Here is a 5,822-nt window from a genome sequence, read left to right on the forward strand (position 1 = left end):
CGGATCGCGGCGAGGTCGGCGGCGCGGGCCTGCGCCAGGGTCTGGGTGTACAGCGGCGGGGTGCCGGCCGCCGCACGGGCGGCCCGGTACGCCGCCGCCTGCGGGTGGAGGGTCACGAGTTCTCCTTCGCACCGGTGCTGACCAGCAGTTTGTCGACGCCGCGCAGGAAGAGGCTGCCGCTGTACACGGGCGGCTCGGAGATCGCCAGCCCGGGGAAGCGGGCCAGCAGCCGGGGCAGTGCGAGGCGTCCCTCCAGGCGGGAGACCGCGGCCCCGATGCAGTAGTGGGGGCCGGCGCCGAACGCCAGCGACGGCGAACCGCTGCGCCGAGGGTCGAAGCGGTCCGGGTCAGCGAACCGGGCCGGGTCGCGGTTGGCGCCGGCGATCATCAGCAGGACGTTCTCGTCCCGGCCGACGGGCACCCCGCCGAGGTCGGTGTCCCGGGGCGCGGCGCGGGCCAGGAAGTGGACCGGCGCCTCCAGCCGCAGGATCTCGTCGACGGCACCCCGGGTCAGCGCCTCGTCGGCGGGCAGCGCGGCTGCCACCTCGGGATGGTCCAGCAACAGCGGCAGGCCATTGCTGAACATGTAGACGGTGGTGACGAAGGCGGCGTTGAACAGCACCACGAGGTTGCTGACCAGCTCGTCCTCGGTCAGCGCCACGTCGCCGGCGTCGACCGCCTCGACCAGGGCGCTGATCAGGTCCTCGCCGGGGGTGCGGCGGCGGTGGGCCAGCAGGTCACGGTAGAAGGCGCGCAGCTCGGCGGCGGCGGTGTTGGCGGCGGCCAGGCGCTCCGGGGTCTTGCCGGCCACGTCGAGGAACTCGTCGATCCGCTCCACCCGATGACGGTAGAAGTCCAGCTCACCGGCGGGAATGCCGATGAACTCCGCCATCACCAGGGCGGGCATCGGGTACGCGAACTCCGCGACGAAGTCGACCTCGGTCCCGCCGGCGTCGGCCATCCGGTCCAGCAGGCCGTCGACCACGCGGTGCACGACCGGCTCCAGGGCGCCCAGCCGGCGCGGGGTGAAGGTCTTCGCGAACACCCCGCGCATCCGGGTGTGGTCGGGCGGGTTGACGAACATCATCGAGGTCTGCAGCGTGCGCAGCACCTCCTGGTCCTGCCAGCCGGGCGGCGGTTGCTTGTACCACTCCGGATCCCGCAGGAGGCCGTCGACGAGGTCGTATCCGACGGCGACCGCGGCGACGGCGCGGTGCTCGGCGCGGGCGGGCACCGGGCTGACCGGGCCCAGCCGATGCAGGTCGGCGTAGCAGGGATACGGATTCTGCCGGCCCTTGTCGCTGTAGAGACGGGTCAGCACCTGTGCAACGTCGGTCATCGTCGGTCTCCCCAGGAATCGGTGGTGGGGGGGGGGGGGGGGTCACCCGCCGCCCGCACCGGATGTCACAGACCGAGCAGGCGCAGCGGCACGGCGTCCGCCATGGCCTGGTTGCCGGCGTCGTTCGGGTGGATGTGGTCCCCCGAGTCGTACGCGGGCAGCAGCCGGCTGGGCTGCGACGGGTCGCGCAGCACCGCGTCGAAGTCGAGGAGCCCGTCGAACTCGGCGGCGCCCTCACCACGCAGCCAGGCGTTCACCGCCTGCCGGGTGGCGTCCTTCTCCGGCGTCCACACGCCGGGCTTGCCGTGCCCCTCGTACGGGGTGAGCGTGGCGACCAGGCTGCGCAGGCCACGCGCCTGGACCTGCTGGTTGACCTGCCGCAGCGAGGCGATGATCGCGTCGGCGGAGTCGTTCGACATCCAGATGTCGTTGATCCCCAGGTGGGTCACCACCGTCCGGGCGTCGGTCTGGGAGAACACGTCCTCGTCGAGCCGTGCCAGGGCGTTCGGGCCGAGTTCGTTGTAGCCGGGGAAGTCGCCCGCGCCGGGCTCCGGGCCCTCGTGGTTGAGGCGGTTGCCGGCCAGGCTGGCGTTCAGCACACCCGGGGTGCGTACGTCCGGGCGGGCGTCGATGAGCCGGTCGGCGAGCAGGTCCGGCCAGCGCCTGTTGGCGTTGACGGTGCTGCCGTTGCCGTCGGCGATGGAGTCGCCGAAGACCACCACCGAGCCGGGGCTGTGCCGACGCTGCACGTCGATCCCGGACAGGAAGAACCAGCAGCAGTTGGGACGGATGGTGAACCCGGCGCCGTCGGCGGCGGAGGTGAGGTCCGTGGCGCCGATGAAGTTGGTCTGCCGGGACTGGCCGTGGAAGGTCACCGGGCCCGTCGGCGTCGGGAAGTGCACGGTGAGCACCAGGTCGGACTGGTCGGCGACGGGGAAGTCCAGCGGGTCGCTGAGCAGTTCCGCGCCCCGGTTCATGGTGGCCGAGGCGGCGCCGCCGAAGCTCAGCTCGCGCAGCGTCGCCGGATCGATGTCGGACAGGTCGTCGGCGGTCGCGGTGTTCGGCCGGGCGATCGTCGCGCGGCCCACCCGGACCGCCTGCTCGCCGTACATGTTGCTGAGCCGCACCCGCAGCACCGGGCCGCCGACCGTGGTGTGGACGACCATCCGGACGCTCTGGTTGTTCAGGCCGGTGTTGGTCAGGCCGGTCGCGTTGCCCCGGGTGACCGCCGTCGCCCAGGTCGCCGCCCAGGTTGTCCGGTCACGCCGGTCGGTGTCGGAAGGGCCGGCGCTCGCCACCACGGCCGGGGTGCCCGTTACCAGCAGGATCGCCGCGGTGGCGACGACGTGCCATCTCTTCGGGGTCGACATTGAACCTCCATCGTGGGCAGCCCAGGGTCCCGTCCGCTGACGGCACTCACCTGGGCGATGGACCGGAAACTAATCGCCGCCGATGACGGGCGTCAATCGACCTGATCGACGTGATCAAATGTCCTCCGGGTCGGCGTGGGCACCGTTCGGCCCTGTGCCGCGTCGGCCCCTCCTGCCTACGCTCGCAGTCGGCGGCACGGTCGCCGGGGACACCGGGACCTGCCGTGCCGGTCCCCGGAGCCGCCCGGAGGCCGCTGTCGCCGATGGGGGGAGCCGCGCCGATGACCGACCGACCCGCACGCCGGACGAGCTACGTGCACCGGGCGTTGGAGCTGTTCGCGGAGTTCGGCGACCGGGACGCCCTGGTCGGTGGGGGACGCCGGTTCAGCTACGCCGACGTCCGCGCCGAGGTACGCGGGCTGGCCGCCATGCTGCGCCGGCACGGCGTACGGCCGGGCGACGGGGTGCTGGTCGTGCTCGGCAACCCGGTGGAGGCGTCGCTCGTGCAGCTCGCCCTGCACCTGCTGGGCTGCCGGACGATGTGGGTCGCCCCGGTCACCTCCCGGCGGGAGGTCGACGAGTTCGTCCGGCTCGCCCGCCCCGACGCCCTGCTCTACGACGCGCGGGACCCGGCGAGCGTGGGTCCGGACCTGGCCGCCGGCCTGCCCGGCGTACCGGTGTTCTGCCTCGGGGCGGGCGGGGCCGGCCCGGACCTGACCGGGTGGGCCGCCGAGCAGGACGCCGGGGCCGCCGACGTCGACCCGTCGGTCGGGGCGCCGGCCCCGGAGTCGTTCCTGCAGACCTCCGGCACCACCGGCACCCCGAAGCTGGTGCACCACCGGGAGAGCTTCTACACCCAGGTCCTGGCGCTGGCCGCGAGTTTCCGGGACGCCGGGTACCCGCTGCTGCGGCACCTGTCGTACTCGCCGATGTGGCTGGCCAGCGGCCAGATCACCACCCTGTTCAACCTGTTCACCGGCGGCGTGCTGTTCCCCCGCGACGGCTGGGACCCGGAGACGTTCATCCGCACCGTCGACGCCGAGCGGATCACCTCCACGTTCGTCACCCCGCCGATGCTCTACGAGGTGCTCGACCACCCGGCGCTGGACGGCGCGGACTTCTCCGCGATGTTCATGTTCAACGTGGGCGCCGGGCCCGCCGCGCCGGCCCGCCTGCGCCAGGCCGTCGCGCGCTTCGGCCCGGTGCTGCGCATCGTGTACGGGCTGAGCGAGGCCGTCGTGATCACCGCCCTGCCGGGGCTGACCGAGGACCCGGAGCACCCGGAACGGCTGCGCTCCTGCGGGAAGCCGTACGGCGACGTGCGCGTCGAGATCCGCGCCGAGGACGGCACGGTGCTGCCACCGGACGTCGACGGCGAGGTGTGGGTGCACACCGGCCTGCGCTTCGCCGGCTACCACGGCCAGCCGGAGCTGACCGCCGAGACGCTGGTCGACGGCTGGGTGCGGACCCGCGACATCGGGCACACCGACTCCGACGGCTACCTCTACCTGGTCGACCGCCTCCAGGACCGCATCCTCACCCGGCAGCGGAGCTGGCCGATCTACTCCCGCCCCATCGAGGACGTGCTGGCCGGGCACCCGCAGGTCCGCGCCGCCACGGTGATCGGCGTACCCGACGAGGTGGCCGGCGAGCTGCCGTACGCCTATGTGGTGCCGGCCCCCGGCGCGACGGTGACCGGCGCGGAGCTGATCGACCTGGTGACCACCACCCTGAGCGACACCTGGGCCCCCGGCGGCGTGGAGTTCGTCGACCGGCTGCCGCTGAACCGCTCGAACAAGGTGGACAAGCGGGCGCTGCGCGCGCGGTACGCGGCCGACCACCCGTCGGCCGTCGAGCATCCGGCGGCCTCGATCGGCAGCCGGGCGTGACGCCCCGCCGCCAACTGGTCGCCCTGGTCGGCGCCGACCTCCTGTCCAACCTGGGCAGCCGGATCTCGGTGGTGGCCATCCCGTGGCTGGTGCTGGAGACGACCGGCAGCCCGGTGAAGATGGGCGTGGTGGCCGCCGCCGAGACGCTGCCCTACCTGCTGTCCAGCGCCCTGGGCACCCCCCTGGCCGACCGGATCGGGCTGCGTCGCACCTCGATCGTGGCGGACGTGGGCAGCGCCGGGCTCATGGTGGCGGTGGCGCTCACGCCGTGGCTGGGCTTCGGCGCCCTGGTGGCGCTGGTCGCCGTGGTGGGGGCGCTGCGCGGCGTCGGCGACCGGGTCAAGCACGTGCTGTTCCGGCCGGTGGCGCAGGCGGCGGACGTACCGCTGCTCCGGCTCACCTCGGTCTACGACGGGCTGGGCCGGGTGGTCACCCTCGTCGGCGCCGGCCTGGGCGGCCTGCTCATCTGGTGGTTCGGCGTGACCTGGGCGATCCTCATCGACGCGGCCACCTTCGCGGTGTGCGCCGCGCTGATCGGGCTGCTGGTCCGGTCCCCGGCGGCGACCGGCGGCGCTCCCGCCCAGCCGCAGGGGTACCTGCGGGCGCTCGGCGACGGCTTCCGGTACCTCGGCCGGGACCGGCCGCTGCTGACGATGCTGCTGGTCATCGCCGCGCTGAACATGGTGGTGAACGCCAGCATCGCCGTCTACATCCCCCTCTGGGTGGCCGACGTGCTGGGCACCCCCGCCGGGCTGGGCCTGGTGCTCGGGGCGTTCTCCGCCGGGGCGCTGCTGGGCAACCTGCTCTTCACCGTGTACGGGGCGCGGCTGCGCCGCGACCTGACCTTCGCGGTCGGTGCGGCGGTCAGCGGCGCGCCCCGACTGCTGGTGCTGGCACTCAGCGAGGACCTGCCGCTGGTGCTCGTCGTGACGTTCCTGTCCGGCATCGGCATCGCGGTGGTGAACCCCCTGCTCGGCGTGGCGCTGTACGAGCGGGTGCCGGCGGATCTGCAGACCCGGGTCATCGGCCTGTCCGGCTCCCTGGCCTTCGCCGGGCTCCCGGCCGGCGCGCTGCTCGGCGGCTGGACCGTCACCGCCCTCGGCCTGGTCCCGGCCCTCCTGGCAGCAGCCGTCTTCGCCCTGCTGGTGACCGCGATCCCCCTCCTGACATGTCCCATAGGCCCGGACCATACCGGCTCATGCCCGGCTGTGCGACTTGCGCGAA

At 73.5% G+C, this 5,822-nt stretch carries 4 protein-coding genes and 1 pseudogene; 2 read left to right on the plus strand and 3 right to left on the minus strand.

All coding sequences use genetic code 11. The features are described 5' to 3' along the window. From AB0I76_RS20805 to AB0I76_RS20815, 3 genes and pseudogenes are all read right to left on the minus strand, one after another. Window positions 1-116: pseudogene (locus AB0I76_RS20805) on the minus strand (alpha/beta hydrolase); the annotation flags it as partial. Continuing rightward, window positions 113-1,339, minus strand: a complete 1,227-nt coding sequence (locus AB0I76_RS20810) for a cytochrome P450 (RefSeq protein ID WP_357037847.1) — start codon at window positions 1,337-1,339, stop codon at window positions 113-115. The gene AB0I76_RS20810 and the pseudogene AB0I76_RS20805, both read right to left, overlap by 4 nt. Window positions 1,340-1,404: 65 nt before the next feature. Then, window positions 1,405-2,709: an SGNH/GDSL hydrolase family protein gene (locus tag AB0I76_RS20815; protein WP_357037850.1), complete on the minus strand. Its 1,305-nt coding sequence runs from the start codon at window positions 2,707-2,709 to the stop codon at window positions 1,405-1,407. A gap of 281 nt (window positions 2,710-2,990) precedes the next feature. Here AB0I76_RS20815 and AB0I76_RS20820 point away from each other — a divergent pair, with 281 nt between their 5' ends. Both AB0I76_RS20820 and AB0I76_RS20825 read left to right on the plus strand, forming a co-directional pair. After that, window positions 2,991-4,598, plus strand: coding sequence for an AMP-binding protein (locus AB0I76_RS20820; protein ID WP_357037853.1), 1,608 nt, complete (start codon window positions 2,991-2,993; stop codon window positions 4,596-4,598). Next, window positions 4,595-5,822 (plus strand): MFS transporter (locus tag AB0I76_RS20825; RefSeq protein ID WP_357037856.1); only part of this gene is annotated, 1,228 nt, incomplete at its 3' end. The genes AB0I76_RS20820 and AB0I76_RS20825, both read left to right, overlap by 4 nt.

It is taken from the genome of Micromonospora sp. NPDC049799 (genome assembly GCF_040656655.1).
Lineage (GTDB): Bacteria > Actinomycetota > Actinomycetes > Mycobacteriales > Micromonosporaceae > Micromonospora.

Bases quoted from the DNA above. Each gene is read 5' to 3' on its own strand.
- AB0I76_RS20810 (WP_357037847.1), bottom strand. From the start codon at position 1,339: ATGACCGACGTTGCACAGGTGCTGACCCGTCTCTACAGCGACAAGGGC.
- AB0I76_RS20815 (WP_357037850.1), bottom strand. From the start codon at position 2,709: ATGTCGACCCCGAAGAGATGGCACGTCGTCGCCACCGCGGCGATCCTG.
- AB0I76_RS20820 (WP_357037853.1), top strand. From the start codon at position 2,991: ATGACCGACCGACCCGCACGCCGGACGAGCTACGTGCACCGGGCGTTG.